23 protein-coding genes are annotated in these 17,857 nt (G+C 71.6%); 9 read left to right on the top strand and 14 right to left on the bottom strand.

Annotated features, from left to right (window positions below):
- Nucleotides 1-20 precede the first annotated feature (20 nt).
- The 5 genes from Q7T52_RS16105 to Q7T52_RS16125 are packed head-to-tail and all read left to right on the top strand — an operon-like array spanning nt 21 to nt 3,347.
- Nucleotides 21-1,250 carry an HNH endonuclease signature motif containing protein gene (locus Q7T52_RS16105; protein WP_304804260.1) on the top strand — a complete coding sequence of 410 codons (1,230 nt, stop codon included), beginning with the start codon at nt 21-23 and terminating at the stop codon, nt 1,248-1,250.
- A 31-nt stretch (nt 1,251-1,281) separates the two neighbouring features.
- Nucleotides 1,282-1,626: a helix-turn-helix transcriptional regulator gene (locus Q7T52_RS16110; RefSeq protein WP_304804262.1), complete on the top strand. Its 345-nt coding sequence runs from the start codon at nt 1,282-1,284 to the stop codon at nt 1,624-1,626.
- Nucleotides 1,627-1,628: 2 nt separating this feature from the next.
- Entirely contained in the window at nt 1,629-2,117 is a 489-nt protein-coding gene (locus tag Q7T52_RS16115; protein WP_304804264.1) for an SRPBCC family protein, read from the top strand.
- Nucleotides 2,114-2,734 carry a dihydrofolate reductase family protein gene (locus Q7T52_RS16120; protein ID WP_304804266.1) on the top strand — a complete coding sequence of 207 codons (621 nt, stop codon included), beginning with the start codon at nt 2,114-2,116 and terminating at the stop codon, nt 2,732-2,734. Before Q7T52_RS16115 ends, Q7T52_RS16120 begins: the two co-directional genes overlap by 4 nt.
- A 43-nt stretch (nt 2,735-2,777) precedes the next feature.
- Nucleotides 2,778-3,347, top strand: a complete 570-nt coding sequence (locus tag Q7T52_RS16125; protein ID WP_304804267.1) for a GNAT family N-acetyltransferase — start codon at nt 2,778-2,780, stop codon at nt 3,345-3,347.
- Between the two features lie 18 nt (nt 3,348-3,365).
- On the opposite strand, the gene Q7T52_RS16130 is transcribed toward Q7T52_RS16125, so the two are convergent.
- Nucleotides 3,366-3,743, bottom strand: a complete 378-nt coding sequence (locus Q7T52_RS16130) for a VOC family protein (protein ID WP_304804269.1) — start codon at nt 3,741-3,743, stop codon at nt 3,366-3,368.
- Nucleotides 3,740-4,342: a TetR/AcrR family transcriptional regulator gene (locus Q7T52_RS16135; protein ID WP_304804271.1), complete on the bottom strand. Its 603-nt coding sequence runs from the start codon at nt 4,340-4,342 to the stop codon at nt 3,740-3,742. The genes Q7T52_RS16130 and Q7T52_RS16135 overlap by 4 nt, the downstream gene beginning before the upstream one ends.
- A gap of 94 nt (nt 4,343-4,436) precedes the next feature.
- Here Q7T52_RS16135 and Q7T52_RS16140 point away from each other — a divergent pair, with 94 nt between their 5' ends.
- Entirely contained in the window at nt 4,437-4,814 is a 378-nt protein-coding gene (locus Q7T52_RS16140) for a VOC family protein (RefSeq protein ID WP_304804273.1), read from the top strand.
- Between the two features lie 11 nt (nt 4,815-4,825).
- Here Q7T52_RS16140 and Q7T52_RS16145 read toward each other — a convergent pair whose 3' ends face one another.
- From Q7T52_RS16145 to Q7T52_RS16200, 12 genes are all read right to left on the bottom strand, one after another.
- Nucleotides 4,826-5,233 carry a carboxymuconolactone decarboxylase family protein gene (locus Q7T52_RS16145; protein ID WP_304804275.1) on the bottom strand — a complete coding sequence of 136 codons (408 nt, stop codon included), beginning with the start codon at nt 5,231-5,233 and terminating at the stop codon, nt 4,826-4,828.
- Nucleotides 5,230-6,060, bottom strand: a complete 831-nt coding sequence (locus tag Q7T52_RS16150) for an NAD(P)-dependent oxidoreductase (RefSeq protein ID WP_304804276.1) — start codon at nt 6,058-6,060, stop codon at nt 5,230-5,232. Before Q7T52_RS16150 ends, Q7T52_RS16145 begins: the two co-directional genes overlap by 4 nt.
- Nucleotides 6,057-6,797, bottom strand: coding sequence for an SDR family oxidoreductase (locus tag Q7T52_RS16155; protein WP_304804278.1), 741 nt, complete (start codon nt 6,795-6,797; stop codon nt 6,057-6,059). The genes Q7T52_RS16150 and Q7T52_RS16155 overlap by 4 nt, the downstream gene beginning before the upstream one ends.
- On the bottom strand, nt 6,794-8,266 hold the full coding sequence (locus Q7T52_RS16160; protein ID WP_304804280.1) for an aldehyde dehydrogenase: 1,473 nt from the start codon (nt 8,264-8,266) through the stop codon (nt 6,794-6,796). The genes Q7T52_RS16155 and Q7T52_RS16160 overlap by 4 nt, the downstream gene beginning before the upstream one ends.
- Nucleotides 8,263-8,901 carry a hypothetical protein gene (locus tag Q7T52_RS16165; RefSeq protein ID WP_304804282.1) on the bottom strand — a complete coding sequence of 213 codons (639 nt, stop codon included), beginning with the start codon at nt 8,899-8,901 and terminating at the stop codon, nt 8,263-8,265. The genes Q7T52_RS16160 and Q7T52_RS16165 overlap by 4 nt, the downstream gene beginning before the upstream one ends.
- Nucleotide 8,902: 1 nt before the next feature.
- Nucleotides 8,903-9,106, bottom strand: a complete 204-nt coding sequence (locus Q7T52_RS16170) for a 4Fe-4S domain-containing protein (RefSeq protein WP_304804284.1) — start codon at nt 9,104-9,106, stop codon at nt 8,903-8,905.
- Nucleotides 9,103-10,467 (bottom strand): cytochrome P450, encoded by a 1,365-nt coding sequence (locus Q7T52_RS16175; RefSeq protein WP_304804286.1) that lies wholly within the window; start codon nt 10,465-10,467, stop codon nt 9,103-9,105. The genes Q7T52_RS16170 and Q7T52_RS16175 overlap by 4 nt, the downstream gene beginning before the upstream one ends.
- Complete coding sequence (locus Q7T52_RS16180; protein WP_304804287.1) at nt 10,464-11,717, bottom strand: cytochrome P450; 1,254 nt, start codon at nt 11,715-11,717, stop codon at nt 10,464-10,466. Before Q7T52_RS16180 ends, Q7T52_RS16175 begins: the two co-directional genes overlap by 4 nt.
- A gap of 150 nt (nt 11,718-11,867) precedes the next feature.
- Nucleotides 11,868-12,659, bottom strand: coding sequence for an SDR family NAD(P)-dependent oxidoreductase (locus Q7T52_RS16185; RefSeq protein ID WP_304804289.1), 792 nt, complete (start codon nt 12,657-12,659; stop codon nt 11,868-11,870).
- Nucleotides 12,660-12,681: 22 nt separating this feature from the next.
- Nucleotides 12,682-13,941, bottom strand: a complete 1,260-nt coding sequence (locus Q7T52_RS16190) for a hypothetical protein (RefSeq protein WP_304804291.1) — start codon at nt 13,939-13,941, stop codon at nt 12,682-12,684.
- Between the two features lie 38 nt (nt 13,942-13,979).
- Nucleotides 13,980-14,849, bottom strand: coding sequence for a bile acid:sodium symporter family protein (locus tag Q7T52_RS16195; RefSeq protein ID WP_304804293.1), 870 nt, complete (start codon nt 14,847-14,849; stop codon nt 13,980-13,982).
- An 8-nt stretch (nt 14,850-14,857) separates the two neighbouring features.
- Nucleotides 14,858-15,712 (bottom strand): helix-turn-helix transcriptional regulator, encoded by an 855-nt coding sequence (locus Q7T52_RS16200; protein WP_304804295.1) that lies wholly within the window; start codon nt 15,710-15,712, stop codon nt 14,858-14,860.
- 58 nt (nt 15,713-15,770) lie between these two features.
- Here Q7T52_RS16200 and Q7T52_RS16205 point away from each other — a divergent pair, with 58 nt between their 5' ends.
- The 3 genes from Q7T52_RS16205 to Q7T52_RS16215 form a co-directional block, all read left to right on the top strand.
- Nucleotides 15,771-16,565, top strand: a complete 795-nt coding sequence (locus Q7T52_RS16205; RefSeq protein WP_304804297.1) for an SDR family NAD(P)-dependent oxidoreductase — start codon at nt 15,771-15,773, stop codon at nt 16,563-16,565.
- An 82-nt stretch (nt 16,566-16,647) separates the two neighbouring features.
- Nucleotides 16,648-17,490 (top strand): SDR family NAD(P)-dependent oxidoreductase, encoded by an 843-nt coding sequence (locus tag Q7T52_RS16210; RefSeq protein WP_304804299.1) that lies wholly within the window; start codon nt 16,648-16,650, stop codon nt 17,488-17,490.
- Nucleotides 17,483-17,857 (top strand): DNA-formamidopyrimidine glycosylase family protein (locus tag Q7T52_RS16215; RefSeq protein ID WP_304804301.1); only part of this gene is annotated, 375 nt, incomplete at its 3' end. The genes Q7T52_RS16210 and Q7T52_RS16215, both read left to right, overlap by 8 nt.

Consider the following 17,857-nt stretch of genomic DNA (forward strand, 5'->3'; position numbering starts at 1 on the left):
CCTGGTGGTCGGATCGGTCCATGACCCAGCACACCGCCACCCCACGATCGGACCACCCGATCGAGGCGTTCCTGTGCACGGTCCTCGACGAGCTCAAGGGTCTCGCCGACGTGGCGGTGTGGTCGATGGACGAGGCCACCACCGACCGGGTGGTCGTCCTGGCGGCGCAGGTTCCAGCGGGTGTGGCTGAGGTGGAGGCCCGCGTCATCGGACACGCCGGGACCCTGGACCGCCCCGGCACCGCCGAGAGCCGCAACCTCAAGACCTGGCTGCAGCTGACCACCAACGTCACCGGCCGTACGGCCGCCGCGAAGGTCAAGCTCGCTCAGGCTCTGGGCGCGTGGGAGCCGACCCGGTCGGCGACCGCTCGCGGTGACCTGCACGCCGAGCAGGTCCACGCGATCGCCGACAAGCTCGCCCTGCTGGATGAGGACGTCACCGCCCACGACAAGCAGAGGGCCGAGGCGTTCCTCCTCGCCGAGGCCGCCGACCACGACGCCGACGCCCTGGCCCACCTGGGCCACGAGATCTACCAGCGCCTCGACCCCGACGGTGCCGATGCCCGCGAGGCCGCAGCGTTGCAGCGCCAAGAGGCCCGAGCCCGGCGCAAGACCCGGTTCTCGATGGGCAACGACGGCCGGGGCCTGACCCACGGTCGGTTCTCCATCCCGACCTTGTACGGCGACATGCTCCGCAAGGCCCTGATGGCCCTGGCCGCACCGAAGCACGTGCGGGCTGAGCACGGCCCTGGGTCCTACGACTGGCAGACCCCGACCCCGGAGAGGATGGGCCAGGCGTTCTGCGACTACATCGCCCGCTTCCCCGCCAAGCTGTTGCCGAAGCTTGGTGGGCTCGACGCGACCGTCATCGCGATCGGCGACGCCGCCATCCTGGAGGGCCAGGTCAAGGCCGCCCGCCTCGACACCGGCACCCGGATCAGCCACACCGAGTACCTCCGGCTGGCGTGCGAGGCCGGGATCATCCCGATGTGGATGAACGCCGACGGCAAGTGCCTCTCCGTCGGCCGTCTGTACCGGCTCCACACCACCAAGCAACGCCTCGTCCTGATCGTCGAGCGCCAGCACTGCGAGGCCACCGGCTGTCAGGTCCCGGGCTGGCTGTGCCACGTCCACCACCGCATCCCCTGGTCCCGAGGAGGCACCACCGACACCCAGACCGCCATGCTCCTGTGCCCGTTCCACCACCACCAGGTTCACGCCAGTGGCGACGTCCACCCGATGCGACCTTGACACATGCTGTTATCGGCATACGATTCGCCACATGGCCAGAGCAGCGACGACGTCGGACGTGTTCAACGCGATCGCCGAGCCGCAGCGCCGCGAGATCCTGGTGCTGCTGCGCAGGGGTGAGCGCCCGGTGACCGAGGTGGCCCAGGAGCTGGGGCTGACCCAGCCGGGAGCATCCAAGCACCTGCGGGTGCTCCGGGAGGTCGGGCTCGTGCGGGGCCGCAGGGCGGGTCGGCAGCGCCTCTACGACCTCGACGCCCGGGGGCTGCGACCGGTCCACGAGTGGGCCGGCGGGTTCGAGCAGTTCTGGAACGAGAGCTTCGACCGGCTCGACGCCTATGTGCAGGACCTTGAGCTGGCAAGGAAAGAGGAGGAGTGAGCATGGCCGCCACGACAGACCGCGAGATCGTGATCACCCGGGTCATCAGTGCGCCGCCCGCGCTGGTCTTCGAGGCGTTCACGGACGTCAGACACCTGTCGCGGTGGTGGGGACCGAAGGGTTTCTCCACCACCACCCGGGCGTTCGAGTTCCGCGTCGGTGGCGAGTGGGAGTTCGTGATGCACGGACCGGACGGGACGGACTACCAGGAGTGGATCTCCTGGACCGAGATCGTCACGTCGGAGCGGATCGCTCTCGTCCACGGCGAGTCCCGAGACGATCCCCATGCCTTCGAGTCGATCGTGTCATTCGCCGCCGACGACATCACGCCCGGCGCGACCCGGGTCGAGATGCGCACGACGTTCCCCACCAAGGAGCTGCGCGACGAGGCCGTCGAGAAGTACCACGCGATCGAGGGAGGTCAGCAGACCCTCGGCAACCTCGCTGCCTACGTCACGGACCCCGCCACGTCCGAGGAGGAGGAGCGATGACCGGCACGGTGTTCTTCAGCGTGTCGATGTCGCTGGACGGCTTCATCGCACCCGAGTCCCTGGGCGAGCTGATGGGTCAGCAGTGGCTGGAGCTGCAGCAGTGGATCATCCCCCAGCGGTTCTTCCGTGAGCGCCTCGAGATCGGGACGGGCGGTGAGGAGGGCCGCGACAACGACCTCGTGCGCGAGACGTTCGAGCGCACCGGCGCGAGCGTGATGGGGAAGCGGATGTTCGACGCCGGCGAGCACGCGTGGCCGGACGAGGCGCCGTTCCGCACCCCGGTCTTCGTCGTGACCCACGAGGAACGGGACCCCTGGTCACGGCCGGGCGGCACCACCTTCCACTTCGTCAACGACGGCGTCGTGTCCGCGCTCGACCGGGCCCGCGAGGCCGCCGGCGACCTGGACGTCCGCATCGCGGGCGGCGGCGCGACGATCCTGCAGCACCTCAACGCCGGCCTGGTCGACGAGTTCACCATCGCCCTGTCACCGGTGCTGTTCGGCACCGGGGTCCGCCTGTTCGAAGGCGTGGACGCGAGTCGCGTCGCCCTGGAGCAGGTCCGCGCCGAGTCGTCGCAGAGGGTGACCCACCTGACCTACGCCGTCCACGCGCGCTGACGGTCTCCCCGCGCCGGCGCGACCGCTGGTGCAGCATCAGGTCATGGCCCCGACCGCGCTGCCCTACCCCGACCCGCCACTGCGCGACGGGCGGTTCGGCCTGCGGCGCTGGGCCGGGTCCGACCTGGACTGCGTGCGGGAAGCCGGCACCGACCCGGAGATCCCGCACGGCACGACGGTCCCGACCCCCTTCACGACCGCCGCGGGCCGAGCGTTCATCCATCGTCAGTGGCAGCGCGTCGAGGACGGCGAGGGCGTCTCGCAGGCGGTCGTCGAGACCGGCACCGACCGCGCGATCGGTCTCGTCTGGGTCGCGATCCGTCCCCAGCCCCACGTCGGCGGTCTGGGCTACTGGATCGTCCCGTCGGCGCGCGGGTCAGGCGCCGCGACGGCCGCCGTCCGGCTGGTCACACCGTGGGCGCTGGCCGCTCTCGACCTGCGGCGGTTGGAGGCGTGGGTCGAGCCGGCCAACCTTGCCTCCCAGCGCGTCCTGCTCCGAGCCGGGTTCGAGCAGGAAGGGCTTCTTCGCAACTTCCTGACCACCGCCGCCGGGACTTCCGACGCCCTGGTCTTCTCCGCCCTCCCGACGGACCGGACGACCAGCTCGCGGTGACACGGCCGGTGGAGCCGGTCACGACCTCGGTGGGTGCTCGGCGATGCAGAACAGGTTGCCCTCGGGGTCGGCGAGCGTCGTCCACTGCACGTGCTCGAACTCCTCCAGGACGTCCCACCGGTAGGCCGCACCCAGGGCCAGGACCCGCTCGACGACCTCGGTCCGCGACCCCCACGGGACGGTGAGGTCGAGGTGGATCACCTGTCGTTCGGGGCGGGGTCGCGTCACGGGGTGGAAGAACATCGCGAACCCCTCCGGCCCCACCGCTGGCAGGAAGACGAAGTCCCCGTTCGCCTCCGGCACGCCACCCACCACCTCGGCCCAGAACGCAGCGAGCGCAGGCGGGTCCGCGGCCTCGACGTTGACGGCGCCGAGCGTGACGGGAGCGGTAGTCATGGCCCGACCCTAGGCTCCGGGTCGGCGCGGCACAGGTCGGCGACCTGGGCCCGCACGTCCGCGGCGGCCAGCGGCGCGACGGCCTGTTGCAGGGCCGTGCCGATCAGGAACGACATCAGTGCCTGACCGCGCCGTCCCGGACCGGAGACACCGGCGACCCGGAACAGGCCGGTGAAGATGTCGGTGACGTCCGCATACATCTGCTCGACCGGGGCAGTGCGACCGCGACGTACGGCGTCGATCCAGTACTCGGTCCACAGCACCAGGCTGGTGGGGATCTCGACGAAGATCGCGAGGTAACCATCGGCCGCGGCCACGAGCTGCTGGTGCGGGTCGTCCCCCACCTCCGCGGCGGCGCGGACCCGGTCGACGAAGGCGGCGATGTGCGACGCCATGGCCGCCTCGACGATCTCGTCCATGTCCGCGAAGTAGTAGTGGATCGCGCTCTTGGTGAGCGGACTGGCGTCGGCGACAGCTCGAGCCGTGCACCCCGCGAGCCCGTCCCGGACGATCACACCCTTGGCCGCCTCGACGATCTGACGCTGCTTCTCGAGATGGTTGGGCGAGACCCGCTCGCCCCGCCCGGCAGTGCTTCCCATGCGGGTCACGGTACCCGGGGGTTGCCGTATCAGGACGCACGTCCTAATCTTCAGGACAAGTGTCCTATTCACTGATCACGATCGGAGAGCAGCCATGACCGAGACCCAGACCGACAACCCGTTCGTCTTCTTCGACCTCCGCACCACGGACCTGGGGCCGACCCGCGCCTTCTACGAGGCCATGTTCGGCTGGCGGGTCGAAGAGGTGCGTGCCGGCGAACAGACCCTGTCCTTCCTCGCCGGTGAGGACGGCCCCTGGGCCGGCTTCACCGAGCTGCCCGAGGACGACGACCGCAGCCCTCAGTGGATCCCCTACGTGCCGGTCGCCGACGTCGACGAGGCCAAGACGCGAGCAGTGAACCGCGGCGCCAGCGTGGTCCGCGACCGGACGGAGCTGCCGCAAGGGTCGCTCGTCGTCGTGACCGACCCCGGTGGCGCCGCCCTCGTGCTGTGGCAGGACCGCGTGGCCTGACGCACCGGGAGCTACTTCTTCGCCCGCTCCGCCTTGGCGATCGTCTCCTCGACGAGCGAGTTGAGCCGCGCGCCGTGCGGCCACCCGGCGTAGTGGCAGATCAGGATCACGATCTCGCGCAGCGCGTCGGCGTCGAGGTCGCCCGAGGACAGCGCGGCGGGGACCTGGATGCCGAGGACGTCGTGCTGGCCGGTGCCGGCGAGCATGCCGATGAGCAGCAGCCGGCGGTCGCGGTCGGTGAGGCCGGGGCGGTTCCAGATGTCGCCGAAGAGGTGGTCGGCGGTGTAGCCGAAGAAGTCGCCGGTCCCGTCGGTCATCTCGAAGCCGTAGACCTGCTCCATCTTCTCGAGGCCGCGGCGGCGCTCCTCGGGGAGGCCGTCGAACGTGCCCTTGGTGGTGCCGGAGTCGCCGTCGGTCACAGTCCCAGTCCTTCTCGGAGTCGCAGCAGGGCCAGGTCGGCCAGGGGTACGTCGACGCCGAGCTCGTCGGCCAGCGCGGTCGCGAAGCGCAGGTCCTTCTCGCCCAGGTCGGCGACGTGGGTGAAGACGCCGTGCCAGAAGTCGTCGGGGGCGATGGGGGCGGCGGTGTCGCGCCACATGATCGCGCCCGGGCCGCCGGTGATCGCGTCGGTGTGGCGGACGACCTCGCCGAGCACCTTGACGTCGAGGCCGGACGCCTCGGCGAGGCGCTGGGCCTCGGTCGCGGCGGTGAACGCGACGAAGTGGAGCAGGTTGCGCGCCAGCTTCATCCGGGTGCCGGAGCCGATGGGGCCGGCGTGCACCACCTTCGAGCCCATGGCCTCGAGCGCGGGCCGTGCGGCGGCGTACGCCTCCTCGGAGCCACCGACCATGATCGCCAGCGTGCCCTCGGCGGCGCCCATCGGACCGCCCGACACGGGGGCGTCGACGACCTTGATGCCGTGGCGCGCCGCGGTGTCCTCGAGCTCTGCCGGCGTCGTGGGTGCGACGGTCGAGTGGATCACCACGGTCTGACGGTCGCCGGCGACGCCGAGCACCTGGCCGAGGACGTCGCGGACCTGGTCGTCGTCGCGCACCATCACGCAGACGACGTCGGCGGCAGCGGCCAGCTCGGCGACCGACGCCGCGGCCTTGGCGCTGGCCGCGACGAGCTCGTCGACCGGGCCGGGGGCGACGTCGAAGACCACGAGGTCGAGGTCGGACGCCGCGAGCCGCAGCGCCATCGGCTTGCCGATGTTGCCGAGGCCGACGAACCCGACGGTCGTCATGCGCGGAAGGTCTGTCCGCCGTCGACCGCGATGATCTGCCCGGTGATCCAGGACGCCTCGTCCGACAGCAGGAACAGGCAGGCGCCGACCATGTCGTCGACGGTGCCCATCAGCTTGATGGCGAGGCTGTTGCGGACGATGTCCATGGCCGCGTCGCCGGCCTGGATGCGCGTGGCCTCGGTGTCGGTCGGGCCCGGTGCGATCGCGTTGACCCGGATCTTCTGGCCGCCGAGCTCGTGGGCGAGCTGCTGGGTGAGTCCGTTGACGCCGACCTTGGCGAGCCCGTAGAAGCCGGAGTAGAGGTAGGCCGCCGTCGAGCTCTGGTTGACGATCGCGCCACCACCTCGCGAGGCGATCGACCGGTAGCAGGCCCGCGTCATCACCAGCGCGCCGTCCATGTTGACGCTCATGAACTTCCGGTAGTAGTCCCAGTCGACGCTGATGAGCAGGTCGAAGGCCATCTCGCCGTAGATGGCGGCGTTGTTGACCAGCAGGTCGATGCCGCCGTACGCCGCCGTGGCCGCCTCGACCATCGCCTCCGCCGACTCCGCCGACGACACGTCGGTGCGCACGAAGAGCCCGCCGATGTCGGCCGCGACCTTCTCCCCCGACTCGACGTTGAGGTCGGCGACCACCACCGACGCCCCCTCGGCGGCCAGCGCCCGTGCGTAGGCCTCGCCGATGCCCTGGGCCGCGCCGGTGACGACGGCGACCTTGTCCGTGAATCGTGTGCTCATGCTGGCTCCGCAATCGTTTTCGTCTCCAGGTACTCCTCGAACCCGGCGACACCCATCTCCCGGCCGATCCCGGACTGCTTGTATCCGCCGAACGGGGCGTCCGGGCTGAACCACACGCCGCCGTTGACCGCGAGCGTGCCGGTCCGGATGCGCGCGGCGACGGCCTTGGCCCGCTCGAGCGAGCCCGAGTCGACCGAGCCGGAGAGGCCGTAGGCCGAGTCGTTGGCGATGCGTACGGCGTCGTCGTCGCCGTCGTGGGGGATGACGACGAGCACGGGCCCGAAGATCTCCTCCTGCGCCAGGCGCGAGGAGTTGTCGAGCCCGGACACGACGGTCGGCTCGATCCAGAAGCCGTCCTGGTCGATGACACTGCCGCCGGTGGCGAACGTGCCGCCCTCCTCGATCGCGAGCTCGAGGTAGGCCTCGACCCGGTCGCGCTGGACGGCCGAGATCACCGGGCCGCAGATGGCGCCGGGGTCGGCGGGGTCCTTGGCGCCGATCGACTCCATCGTCGCGGCGGCGACCTGCACGGCCTCGTCGTAGCGGTCGCGCGGCACCACCAGCCGTGTCGTGATCGCGCAGCCCTGGCCGGCGTGGATGCAGGCGGTGAACGCCGTCGCCGCGGCGACCGACGACACGTCGGCGTCGTCGAGCGCGATGGCGGCGGACTTGCCGCCCAGCTCGAGGAACACCTTCTTCAAGGTCGGGGCGGCGGCGACCATGATCGCCCGGCCGGTCGCGGTCGAGCCGGTGAACGACACCATGTCGACGCGCGGGTCGGTCGACAGGACCGCGGCGACCTCGTTGGACAGCGGCGTGACGACGTTGAAGACGCCGGCCGGGATGTCGGTGCGCTCGGCGACCAGGCGGCCGAGCTCGCACGCCACCCACGGGGTGTCCGGCGCGGGCTTGAGGACCACGGTGCACCCGGCCGCGAGGGCCGGGCCGACCTTGGCCAGGTTGATCTGGGTCGGGACGTTCCACGGCGTGATGGCCGCGACGACGCCGACGGGCTCCCGGCGCACGGTCCGCCGGCTCTTGATGCCCATCGGCGCCGCGACCCCGAGGTCGGTCTCGAACGCGTAGGACTCCACCAGGTCGGTCACCCACGCCAGACCCGCGACCGGTACGTCGAACCCCGCGGCACCCATCATGAAGCCCGGCATCCCGACCTCGGCCGTCGTCAGCGCCTCGAAGGCGTCCTTCTCCTCCAGCAGGGCGGCGTGCAGCTGCCGCAGGCAGCGCACCCGGAGGTCGACGTCGGTCGACCAGTCGGACTCGTCGAACGCGCGACGCGCCGCGGCGATCGCGGCGTCGACGTCGTCGGCGGTCGAGTCGGGCGCGTGGCCGATCTCCAAGCCCGTGGCGGGGTTGAGGATCGGGTAGGTCGCTCCCCCGCTGGCGGGACCGAGCTTCCCGTCGACGTACTGCTGCGGGGCCGGGCTGGTCGAGGTCGTGGTGGTCGTCATGCCGTCGGCGCCTTCTGCTGGGTGACGTGCTCGCCGGCCTCGACCGGGGGCGGCCAGACGGGCGACGGGATGTCGGCCAGGTGGTAGTGGCCGGGCACGTCGTAGCCGGTCACCTCCATCCGCTTGAGCAGCCGCTCGGAGGCCTTGCCGGCCTTGAGGATCTCGATGAACGTGTGCGCGGTCGACGGCATGTCGAACCAGTCGCGCTGCCACGCGAACTTGAGCTTGCCGTCGTCGGCCCCGCCGACCTGGCGCTCGATGCCGAACCACGAGCCGCCGATGCCGAGGATCTCGTACTCACGGCCGGTCGCCTCGTTGATGATGCCGGACCGCTGCTTCCAGAAGCCGAGGACCATGCCCTTGACGTCGTCGATCATCGTGCACTGGTAGTCGTAGTGCCAGCCGTCGAAGCCGTCCATCTCGATGCCGATGGCCCAGTCGCGGACCTGGTCGCGGCCGACCGCCATGAAGTGCTCGTCGTGGCTGTACATCCAGCCGTAGGACGCGTCCTCGGCGTACCACTCGGCCATGATCCGCCAGTCGCCGATGCGCTCGGCCTCGCGGTTGACCTCGAGCCAGGTCTCCCAGAACTCCTCGATCTCGGCCCTCGTCAACGAGCTGGTCGGGTCGGACATGTCACTCCTCCTCCATGGCCAGCGCCATCGCTGGGCAGTACTGGACCGCGGCCACCACCTGGGGCCGCAGCGACTCGTCGGGGTGCTCGACGAGCACCACCACCTGGTCGGTGTCGTCGTCGAAGTCGAAGACGTCGGGAGCCTCGCCGGTGCACATCTGGTGCCCCTGGCAGAGACCGAGGTCGGCGACGACGCGCAGGGTCACCTCACCCTCCGCCGGTAGGTCACGCGGCAGGGCTGGGCGAGCTGGATCACCATCTTGGAGACGTCGTCGCGGTAGTCCTCGGACGGCTGCGTCATCTCGAACTCGTAGTCGCGCAGGATCACCGAGAAGATCGCCTTGAGCTGCATCATCGCGAACGCGTTGCCGACGCAGCGGTGCTTGCCCGCGCCGAAGGGGATCCAGGTCCAGCGGTTCTGCAGGTCGGCCTGGTGGCCGTCGAGGTAGCGGCCCGGGTCGAACGCGTCGGGGTCGGGGAAGTCCTCGGGGATGCGGTTGGAGACCTTCGGCGACGCGGCAACCATGGTGCCCGGCGCGATGGTGTGGCCGGCGAGCTCGATCTCCTCCTGCACCAGTCGAAGCAGGATGATCAGCGGCGGATGCAGCCGCAGGGTCTCCTTGAGCGCCGCCTCCAGCTTGGGGATCGAGCGCAGCGCCTGGAAGGAGATCTCGACCGGCCCGTCGCGGCCCTCGGCGTAGAGGTCGTCGAGCTCGGCGACCACCTCGGCCATCGCCTCGGGGTGCCGCATCAGCTCGATCAGCGCCCACGCGGCGGTGCCGGACGAGGTGTGGTGGCCGGCGAACATCATCGAGATGAAGATGCCGGTGATGTAGTCGGCGGTCATGTCGATCGAGATGAGGACGTCGAGCAGGTCGCGGTCCTCGCGGGCCACCTTGCCCCGCTCCTTGCGCCGGTCGACGATGCCCTGCACCAGCGCGACCAGCTCCTCACGGGCGGCGTCGCGGATGCGGAACGACTCGATGTCCATGTAGGGATCGACGTAGGCGAGCGCGTCGGTGCCGCGCTCGAGGTCGTGGTAGTGGTGGGCGAAGCGGGCGTCGAGCTCCTCGCGGAACGGCTTGCCGATCAGGCAGCTCGAGGTCGTGTAGATCGTCAGCTCGGCGAACCAGTCGAGCAGGTCGATCTCGCCCTCGTCGCCCCACGCGGCGACCATCCGGTTGATCTCGGCCTCGATCGTCGCGGCGTGGCCGCGCATCATGTCGCCCTTGAGCGCCTGGTTCTTGAGCATCTGCTGACGCTCCTCGGGCGAGGCGTCGAAGACGACGCCCTGGCCGAAGATCGGCGTCATGAAGGGGTACGCCGCCGCCTGGTCGAGCGTGGAGTCCGGCGCTCGGAAGAACTGCTCGTTGGCCTCGGCCCCGCTGACCAGCACGACGTCGCGGTCGGCCAGCCGGAAGCGGCCGATGTCGCCGCACTCGTCGCGCACCCGCTGGAACAGGCCGATCGGGTCGACGCGCATCTCGGCGAGGTGGCCGTAGCCGTCGTCCTCCACGGCGTAGGAGACCTCGGGGATGGCTCCCAGGGCGTTGTCGACGGTCGTCATGAGGTCCTCCGGCGGACTCGGATCGGCAGCTCGGCGAAGCCGCGCACGTTGGTGGAGTGGACGCGGACCGCGCGCCGGGTGTCGACCTCGACGTGGTCGACGCGTCGGACCAGCTCCTCGAGCACGATCCGGGCCTCGAGTCGCGCGAGGTTGGCACCGAGGCAGAAGTGCCGCCCGCCGCCGAAGCTGAGGATCTGGCCCAGCTCCTTCTTGTCGCGGTGGACGTCGTAGGCCGTGGGGTGGCTGAACACGCGCTCGTCGCGGTTGGCGGAGCCGAGGAGCACGAGCAGCTTGGCGCCCGCCGGGGCGGTGCAGCCGTGGAGCTCGACGTCGGCCCGCAGGTGACGCGCCAGGATCTGGCTCGACGTGTCGTGGCGCAGCGTCTCCTCGATCCACGGCACGACGAAGCTGTCGGGCTCGGCGAAGACCGTCGCCAGCTGGTCGGGGTGGGCCGCGAGGTGGTGGACGGCGTTGCCGAGGAGCTTGGTGGTGGTCTCGTTGCCGGCCACGACCATGAGGAAGAGGAACGCGATGATCTCGCTGTCGTCGAGCTTGTCGCCGTCGACCTCGGCGGCCAGGAGCGCGGAGGTGAGGTCGTCGGTCGGCTGCCGGCGACGCTCCGCGAGCAGGTCGGTGTAGTAGCCGAAGAGCGACATCGCGGCTTCCATGCCGGCCGGCGGGACGTCGTACAACCCGTCCTCGCGGTGGACGAGCAGGTCGGACAGGCGGCGCACCTCGTCACGGTCGGCCTCGGGCACGCCCATCATCTCGGAGATGACGTCCATCGGGAGCTTGCCGGCGAGCTGGGCGATCCAGTCGAGGTCGACGCTCCCGTCGTGACCGAGCGCCTCGTCGAGGTAGCGGTCGGTCAGGCCCTGCACCTGCGGGATGAGCTCGCGCACGCGCCGCGGCGTGAAGGCTCGCGAGACCAGCGAGCGGACCCGGGTCTGCTCGGGGGCGTCGAGGGCGAGGAAGGACATGACGCGGTGGGCCTCGGGGTGCCAGGCCGAGGCGTCGAGGCTGACGCCCATCCGGTTGGAGTAGGTCGCATCGTCACGCAGCGCGGCCGCCACGTCGGCGTGCCGCGAGAGGACCCAGAAGTCGTGCTCGGCGTTGTGGTGGAGGGGCTCCTCGTCGCGCAGCCGCCGGTAGATCGGGTAGGGGTCGTCCTGGGTCGCGTAGTCGTAGGGGTCGAAGACGACACGCACGTCGTTCTCCCGCCCCATCGGATCGGACACCTGACTGGACACGTGTCCATTTTGTCGAGATGCGGCCAGATGTCAAGGGTGACGTTCTGGGCCGGAACTCCCGGTTCTGGGGCAAACCTTCGGCACAGAAGGTGGAGATCCACCGCTGAGGCGGTGAATCTCCACCACGTTCGCGACCCCCCCGGCCGACGGCTAGTACGAGACCGGCCCGGGCACACCGCCGCCGGCGGCGATGGCGTCGCCGGTGATGGCGCCGCTGCGCGGGGAGGCGAGGAACGCGACGACGTCGGCGACCTCGGAGGCGTCGACGAGCCGGTCGATCGAGGTGCGGGTGAGGCCCTTCTCGAGCGCCTCGACCGTCGTGCCCTCGGCCGCCGCCTGCTCGGTCAGCCGGGTCGTCAGCCGCTCGGTGCGGGTGAGGCCCGGGTGGACGACGGTGACGTTGATGCCGAACGGCCCGAGCTCGTCGGCGAGGTTCTTGGTGATCGCGGAGACGGCGACGTTGCGCACCGTCTGGGCCACCGAGCCCGCGCTGCGGGCGCCGAGCCCGCTGACGTTGACGATGCGGCCCCAGCCGGCGGCCTTCATGTGCGGCGCGACCGCCCGAGCGGCGCGGAGGTAGGCGAGCGGCTTGGCCTCGAACTGCTCCCGCATCGCGTCGTCGCTGGTCTCGGACGCGACGGTGTTCATCTCGGCCGTCCACGCGGCGGCGGCCGTGTTGACCAGGACGTCGACACCCCCGAGCTCGGCGACGACCCCGTCGACCAGGGCCAGCACGGAGGCGTCGTCCCGGTTGTCGACGACCCTGCCGACCACCTGGGCACCGGTCTCGGCGCTCAGCGCGGCGGCGACGTCCTCGCCGCCGCTGCGGGACGCGACGACGACCACCGCTCCCTCGAGCGCCAGCGCCCGTGCGACCGCGAGCCCGATCCCCTTGGTCCCACCGATGACGAGTGCGCGCTTGCCGGTCAGCTGGAGGTCCATGCGGCGAGCGTACGACGCCCTCTCAGCGGCCGATGACCGTCAACGGCAGCGCGTGCCGGGGCTCGAACTGCCAGGTGACGCCGGTCGAGAACTGCGTGACAGCGACCTCGTCGGCGACCTTGCGGGCCTCCCCCACGACCACGCGGAGCGTCCACGCGTCCGCGTCGCCGGTGACCTCGACCGAGAAGCGCGGGTCGACGGCGTGGACCGCTGCGTCGAGCGCGGCCGACCAGTGCGGGCCCAGCAGCCCGAGCCAGCCGCCGTCGTCGTGGGCGGGCGAGCGGCGTACGACGAGCGTGTCGCCCTCCGGTGTCCCCTCGACGGCGACGTCGACGTAGGCCGTCGGCCCGAGCATCGGCAGCAGGCGCAGCACCTCGAGCGCGGCGGCCGCGTCGGAGCCGAGGCCGAGGCAGGCGCGGATGCGGGTGGCGGCGACGCCGGCGACCCCGGTCAGCTGTTTGCGCAGGATGGTCGTGAGCTGCTCGTCGTCGGTGGCGCGGGCGCGCACGGCCTGGACGAACGAGAGGTTGAGCAGCTGCATCTGCACGCAGAGCTCGTCGGCGACGTGCACCAGCGCGGAGTGCGAGAAGGCCTCGGCCGGGAAGTCCGACATCACCGGGCCGGCGTAGTCGGGTCGGCCGTCGTCGGCGGGGTCGATCGGCGCGAGCTCGAGGCCCGCGGCGACCGAGGCGCGGATCGCGGCGAGGCCCGGGAGGTCCTGGGCCTCGGGGTGGCTGTCGTCGATGACGATCGTCCAGTGGCAGGCCCGGCCGTCGCGCGGGGCGTCGAAGGGCGGGCGGTGGATCGGCCGGATCTGCGCACGCCGGTTGGTCGCGACCGCGGTCGCGTCGAAGGTGGGGTCCTCGATGTCGTGGCACATCGCGCGGACGTAGTCCTCGCCCATCGGCGCGACGTCGGCGAGCGCGCCGCAGTGGTCGAGCCAGAACTCCCCGCTCCAGCGGTCGATGATCTTGAAGCGGAAGTCGAGGAACTGGTGCGGTGCCCCGATGTCGAGCTGCAGCCCCTTGAAGATCGTCGGCACGTCGTCGCCGACGAACCCCAGCGCCCGCTGCATCCGCTGGGTGTAGACCGGGCTCGCGCACGCCCACTCCTCGATCGCGACCTGCGCCATCTCCTCGCGGCCGAACGCCGAGATGCACCACGCCATCCCGGACCGGTCGATGAGCTGCCCGATCAGCAGCAGCTCGCGGACGAGCGTCGCGAGCTCGTCGCGGGAGAGGTCGGCGTACTGCGAGCGCGAGACGGACACCTGATCAGACACGTGTCCAATCTAGGCGGCGGAGAGCCCGCGGTCCAGCCTCAGGCGGACCGGCGCCTCGGGACCACGCGCGTCACCAGCAGGCCGAAGGCCGTGGCCAGGACGTACATCAGGATCGAGTAGACGGCACTCGGGATGGCGACCTCGGTGCTGTCGAGCACGCTCAGCGCGATGGTCAGCGCGACCGTCGTGTTGTGGATGCCGACCTCCATCGAGCTGGCGACGGCCTGCGCCTCGTCGAGGCGCAGCAGCTTGGCGCCGAGGTAGCCGAGGCTGAGGCTGGCCAGGCAGAACAAGGCGGTGACCGGGCCGACCTCCTCGAGGTAGTCCGCGAGGTTGTCGCGCTCGCCGAGCAGCGCGCCGAGCGAGACGGCGGCCAGGACGACGATCGAGAAGACCCGGACCGGGCGGTCGGCGCGGCCCGCGACGTCGGGCGACCGGTGGCGGACCACCATGCCGAGGGCGACCGGCACCAGCACGATCGCGATCACCTGGACGACCTTGCCGACCTGCAGGCCGAGCTCGCCGTCGGCGTCGAAGTGGTCGATCGCCAGGTTGGTGACGAGCGGGATGGTGACCGCGGCGATCACCGAGTTGATCGCGGTCAGCGTGATGTTGAGGGCGACGTCACCGTGGAAGAGGTGGCTGAACAGGTTGGCCGTCGTGCCGCCGGGCGACGCCGCGAGCAGCATGACGCCGACGGCCAGCAGCGGGTCGAGGTCGAAGGCCGTCACCAGCCCGAACGCGACGACCGGCAGCACCAGCACCTGCAGCACGAGCGCCACCGCGACCGCCTTGGGCGTCCTGGCCACCCGCCGGAAGTCGTCGACGGTGAGCGACAGCCCGAGGCCGAACATGATGATGGCCAGCGCGACGGGCAGACCGACGGTGATCAGCGCGGAGTCGTCCATCGCGGCAGTCAAGCACCGGCGGGCGCCTCCGCGCCCCAGGACACGAGGAGCGGCAGGGCCCGCGCCGTGGCCGAGTCGGGCTCGACGGTGTAGACGACGAGGCGCTGCTCGGGGTCGTGCGGGGTGGTGACCGCCTCGATGGCGAAGGAGAGGGTGCCGAAGTCCGGGTGGGCGATCTGCTTCGGGACCGAGGTCCGGTCGGTCACCCCGTGGTCGTCCCACCAGCGGGCGACGTCGTCGTCACGCTCTCGCAGCTCGGCGACGAGCGCGGCCAGGCGCCGGTCCTGCGGGTGGCGGCCGACCTCGTAGCGCATCGATCCCACGGCCGCCGCGGCGTAGTCGGACCAGTTCACGATCCGCTCGCGCGAGCCGGGGTCGAGGAAGAGCCACCGGACCAACGACGAGCCGGGCTCCATGTCGGTGCCGAGGACCGCCCGCAGCAGGGCGTTGCGCGCGAGCACCTCGCCGCGACGGCCGAGCAGCAGCGCGGGCACGTGGTCGAGGGTGGTCATCATGCGCAGCAGCCCGGGGTCGGCCCGCTGCGGCGTCTCCCAGCCTCTGCTCCGCCGGGCCTGGTGCCGCACGGGCGCGGCCAGGTCGCGCAGGTGGTCGCGCTCGACGTCGTCGAGCTGCAGCGCCCGGGCCAGCGCATCGAGGACCTCGTCGGTGAGCGTCTGCTGGCGGCCCTGCTCGATCCGGCTGTAGTGGTCGGAGCTCAGCCCGGCCAGCACCGCCAGCTCCTCCTTGCGCAGCCCCGGGACCCGACGCGGGCCCGGGAACGCGTCGATCCCGGCCTGCGCCGGCGTCAGCCGGTCGCGGCGGGAGCGGAGGAACGCCCCGAGGGCGGAGCGGTCGGCCGGCATCCGACCAGGGTAGGCACGCACCCTGGTCCAGGCCCGCCGCGCCGGGTGGAGTGGGGGCATGACCACCACCCCGCTCAGCCCGACCAGTACCGATCCCACCCTCTCCCTCGCCGGCCGCCGCGCCGTCGTCACCGGATCCACCAGCGGGATCGGCGCCGCGACCGTCCGCCTCCTCGCCGCCCGTGGCGCCCACGTCGTCGTCGCCGGGCGGGACGCCGGGCGGGGCGAGGCGGTCGTCGCCGACGTACGCCGTGCGGGCGGCTCGGCCGTGTTCGTGCCGGGCGACCTCACCGGTCCGCCCGACGAGCTGCGCGCCGTCGCCGCCGCCTGGGCGGAGGCCCTCGGTGGCCCGGTCGACCTGCTCGTGCACAACGCCGCGCTCTGCCCGCCGGTCGACACCTTCTCGCTCACCGACGCCGACCTCGAGGCGACGCTGGCCGTCAACGTCCGCGCGCCGCACGTGCTCACCGCCGCGCTCGCGCCGCCGATGATCGAGGCCGGCGGCGGCGCCATCGTCGTCATCGGTTCGTGGATGGCGACCGTCGGCCACGCGATCGTCGGGCTCTACTCCGCCACCAAGGCCGCCGAGGAGCAGCTCGCCCGCAGCTGGGCGGCCGAGCTCGGCCCGCGCGGCGTGCGCGTCAACACCGTCTCCCCCGGCGCCACCCGCACCCCCGTCAACGCCGCCGCCGACGACGTCATCGCGACGATGACGGCGGGTACGCCGGCCGGTCGACCCGGCACCCCGGACGAGGTCGCCGCGACCGTGGCCTGGGTCGTCTCGGACCAGGCGGCCTACGTCCACGGCGCCACGATCGCCGTCGACGGCGGCATCACCGCCACCCGCGGGTAGGCCGGTCACCGTGGCACGGCGCCGCGACGGTTGCGCTGGTCGGGGTGAGGTCCGGCCCGGTGGTCCTGTCTAGGCTCGCGACATGACCGAGCAGACGATGACCGGCAAGACCGTGCTGGTGACCGGGGCCAGCGACGGGATCGGCGCCGAGTCGGCCAAGGTGCTGGCCGACAAGGGTGCGACGGTCTACGTGACCGGGCGCTCGGCCGACAAGCTGCGGCCGGTCGCCGAGGCCGTCGGGACCGAGCCGCTGATCGCCGACTTCTCCCGCCTCGACGACGTGCGCCGCCTGGCCGCCGACGTCGCCGGGCGCACCGCCACGATCGACGTCCTGCTCAACAACGCCGGTGGCACGTTCCACCCGTCCAAGAAGACCCACGACGGCCACGAGCCCAACTTCCAGGTCAACCACCTGGCGCCGTTCCTGCTCACCCAGCTGCTGCGCCCGCAGCTCGCCGCCGCCGGGACGTCGCTGGTGGTCAACACCTCGAGCGTCGGCAACCTGATGGGCAAGATCGTGCTCGACGACCTCGACTACGAGCACCGGCGGGCCATCGAGCTCCCGGCCTACGGCACCGGCAAGCTGATGAACATCGTCTTCACCCGCGGCATCGCCCAGCGCTGGGCCGACGACGGCATCGTGTCCGTCGCCGTCCACCCCGGCCCGGTCGGCAGCTCGTTCGGACGCGACTCGTGGTTCGTCGGCCTGGTCTACCGCAGCCCGCTCAAGCGGTTCGCGACGATCAGCGTCGCCGACGGCGCCGCGCCGCTGGTCGCGCTCGCCGAGCGCGGTCCCGACCCCGAGGTCGACGGCCGCTACTTCAGCCGCTTCAGCATCGACGGCCGGGAGAACAAGCAGGCCAAGGACCAGTCCATCATCGACGGGCTGTGGGAGCGGTCGGAGTCGCTGGTCGGGCTTGCCTGAGGGCCACTCGATCCACCGGCTCGCCCGGCGGCACCGGCAGCTGCTCGTCGGTCGCGCCGTGCGCACCAGCAGCCCCCAGGGTCGGTTCGAGGTGGGTGCGGCGACGATCGACGGCCAGGTGCTGGCGTCGACCGAGGCCTGGGGCAAGCACCTGTTCCACCGTTACGACGACCACTGGCTCCACGTGCACCTCGGCCTGTTCGGTCGGTTCCGCGACGGCCGGGGCGAGCCGCCCGAGGCCCGTGGGGCACTGCGCCTGCGGCTCGTCGCCGACGACGCGTGGGCCGACCTGCGCGGTCCGACGGCGTGCGAGCTGCTCGACGACGGCGGCCGCGACGTCCTGCTCGCCCGGCTCGGCCCCGACCCG

Origin of the sequence: Nocardioides sp. (assembly GCF_030655615.1) — a bacterium.
In the GTDB taxonomy this organism is placed as follows: Bacteria; Actinomycetota; Actinomycetes; order Propionibacteriales; family Nocardioidaceae; genus Nocardioides.

Bases quoted from the DNA above. Each gene is read 5' to 3' on its own strand.
- Q7T52_RS16130 (WP_304804269.1), bottom strand. From the start codon at position 3,743: ATGACTACCGCTCCCGTCACGCTCGGCGCCGTCAACGTCGAGGCCGCG.
- Q7T52_RS16195 (WP_304804293.1), bottom strand. From the start codon at position 14,849: ATGGACGACTCCGCGCTGATCACCGTCGGTCTGCCCGTCGCGCTGGCC.
- Q7T52_RS16205 (WP_304804297.1), top strand. From the start codon at position 15,771: ATGACCACCACCCCGCTCAGCCCGACCAGTACCGATCCCACCCTCTCC.
- Q7T52_RS16210 (WP_304804299.1), top strand. From the start codon at position 16,648: ATGACCGAGCAGACGATGACCGGCAAGACCGTGCTGGTGACCGGGGCC.
- Q7T52_RS16175 (WP_304804286.1), bottom strand. From the start codon at position 10,467: ATGACGACCGTCGACAACGCCCTGGGAGCCATCCCCGAGGTCTCCTAC.
- Q7T52_RS16140 (WP_304804273.1), top strand. From the start codon at position 4,437: ATGACCGAGACCCAGACCGACAACCCGTTCGTCTTCTTCGACCTCCGC.
- Q7T52_RS16115 (WP_304804264.1), top strand. From the start codon at position 1,629: ATGGCCGCCACGACAGACCGCGAGATCGTGATCACCCGGGTCATCAGT.
- Q7T52_RS16165 (WP_304804282.1), bottom strand. From the start codon at position 8,901: ATGTCCGACCCGACCAGCTCGTTGACGAGGGCCGAGATCGAGGAGTTC.
- Q7T52_RS16185 (WP_304804289.1), bottom strand. From the start codon at position 12,659: ATGGACCTCCAGCTGACCGGCAAGCGCGCACTCGTCATCGGTGGGACC.
- Q7T52_RS16155 (WP_304804278.1), bottom strand. From the start codon at position 6,797: ATGAGCACACGATTCACGGACAAGGTCGCCGTCGTCACCGGCGCGGCC.
- Q7T52_RS16120 (WP_304804266.1), top strand. From the start codon at position 2,114: ATGACCGGCACGGTGTTCTTCAGCGTGTCGATGTCGCTGGACGGCTTC.
- Q7T52_RS16200 (WP_304804295.1), bottom strand. From the start codon at position 15,712: ATGCCGGCCGACCGCTCCGCCCTCGGGGCGTTCCTCCGCTCCCGCCGC.
- Q7T52_RS16150 (WP_304804276.1), bottom strand. From the start codon at position 6,060: ATGACGACCGTCGGGTTCGTCGGCCTCGGCAACATCGGCAAGCCGATG.
- Q7T52_RS16110 (WP_304804262.1), top strand. From the start codon at position 1,282: ATGGCCAGAGCAGCGACGACGTCGGACGTGTTCAACGCGATCGCCGAG.
- Q7T52_RS16160 (WP_304804280.1), bottom strand. From the start codon at position 8,266: ATGACGACCACCACGACCTCGACCAGCCCGGCCCCGCAGCAGTACGTC.
- Q7T52_RS16105 (WP_304804260.1), top strand. From the start codon at position 21: ATGACCCAGCACACCGCCACCCCACGATCGGACCACCCGATCGAGGCG.
- Q7T52_RS16125 (WP_304804267.1), top strand. From the start codon at position 2,778: ATGGCCCCGACCGCGCTGCCCTACCCCGACCCGCCACTGCGCGACGGG.
- Q7T52_RS16135 (WP_304804271.1), bottom strand. From the start codon at position 4,342: ATGGGAAGCACTGCCGGGCGGGGCGAGCGGGTCTCGCCCAACCATCTC.